At 28.3% G+C, this 1,379-nt stretch carries 1 protein-coding gene; it reads right to left on the reverse strand.

Going from position 1 to position 1,379, the window contains the following annotated elements:
- Positions 1 to 56: 56 nt before the first annotated feature.
- Positions 57 to 1,259: an IS701 family transposase gene (locus AZI32_RS17095; RefSeq protein ID WP_061997156.1), complete on the reverse strand. Its 1,203-nt coding sequence runs from the start codon at positions 1,257 to 1,259 to the stop codon at positions 57 to 59.
- Positions 1,260 to 1,379 lie beyond the last annotated feature (120 nt).

The raw sequence follows: 1,379 nt of genomic DNA on the forward strand, positions 1-1,379 counted from the left end.
CTATAATAGTGCGTTTTTACTTGAATAATTTTACAGTTGAATAAAAAAACAGATTCTTAAGCTATTTTTAATGACTTAAAAATTTCTTCTATCGACATACCGTTTGCGGCAGCTTCGTAAATATATATTACTTTAGATTTTTCTAAATCTTTCTTGGCAGCTTTATATCCAGTATTAAAGTGATGAGAATCATTAGAGTATATTTTGCAATAAGTATAATTTACTAACATTATTGTTAAATATCTATTGATACTTTTCTCACTTCTTACTTGATATCCATCTAGTCCTAGGTAAGTTTTGCAATCTCTAAAAAACGGTTCAATCGCCCAACGGTCGGTATATTGAGTTAAAATCTCTAACGGTGTTAATGATTTGTCTAAGGAAATAAAAGTTTTCAATGCTCCATCTTTTTGAAAAGCATCTTTAGGATAACTTAAAACAATAGCAACATTTTTTCTATTTTTTAATTTGCCAGCATAAGTGTAAATATAGTATTGCTTATCTTTGACGGTGACAAGGTCAAAGTCTTCAATATTCAATAATGTAGCAAATTTATGAAGTTTTATTCCTAGTCTTTCATGACCTTGTGGAAAAATAACTCTGTTAGTTTTTAAAGCACCAATATAACTATAGCCAGCCTTTTCAGAAGCATTAAAAATATCCTTACAACTATACCAACTATCACTTAACACATAGCCTTTATTTTCAGGCTTAGGAAGTGTTGCAATTAATTTTTTAGTTAATTCTATTTTACTCATAAATTCTTTATCATAGATATCAATAGAATATGGAAGAACTAATCCGTCACACGATAGTAAAGAAACTAATATTTGATGGCCATATACATTCTTACCTTTTAAGTGAGAATTATGAAAAGAGCACTTTTCGATTGGATTCTTAGCCTTTGACGAGGGCTTTGTCTTTTCAGAAATAGTGTCATCAATAATAAAGTATATTGGCTGTCTAGATTCTCTTGATTTAGTCCAAATAAGTTCTACTATATAAGCTTTTAATGCTCTTTCTAAAAATTTTTCATTCCAAGAACTATTCGAAAGAAATCTACTAATACTAGTTCTATGCTTTGAAGGAGCAAGCTCCGCTATGTCGGAAATTTTACCGTTAAAACCTTTTGATATCATAGCATTCATTATATTTTCTAAATGCCCTAATTGGGGTTTAGTTAAGTAAAAATCAAAATTTAATTGCTTAAAAAATTTGTATATTGATAATTCATCTGATATAATTGTGTTCTGAAACATTTATGTATAGCTCCTTGCTGTTATTGTTGTGTTGGAACTCAATTATAACAAGGATTTATCATAAATGTTTTTTATTTTATTCAGTTGTAAAATTATTCAAGTATTTTTGCACTATTATAG

The organism is Clostridium sp. ATCC 25772 (assembly GCF_001573875.1).
Classification (GTDB): domain Bacteria; phylum Bacillota; class Clostridia; order Clostridiales; family Clostridiaceae; genus Clostridium_J; species Clostridium_J senegalense.

What these genes read in the sequence shown, in the direction of transcription:
- AZI32_RS17095 (WP_061997156.1), bottom strand. Translation starts at nt 1,259, where the DNA reads ATGTTTCAGAACACAATTATATCAGATGAATTATCAATATACAAATTT.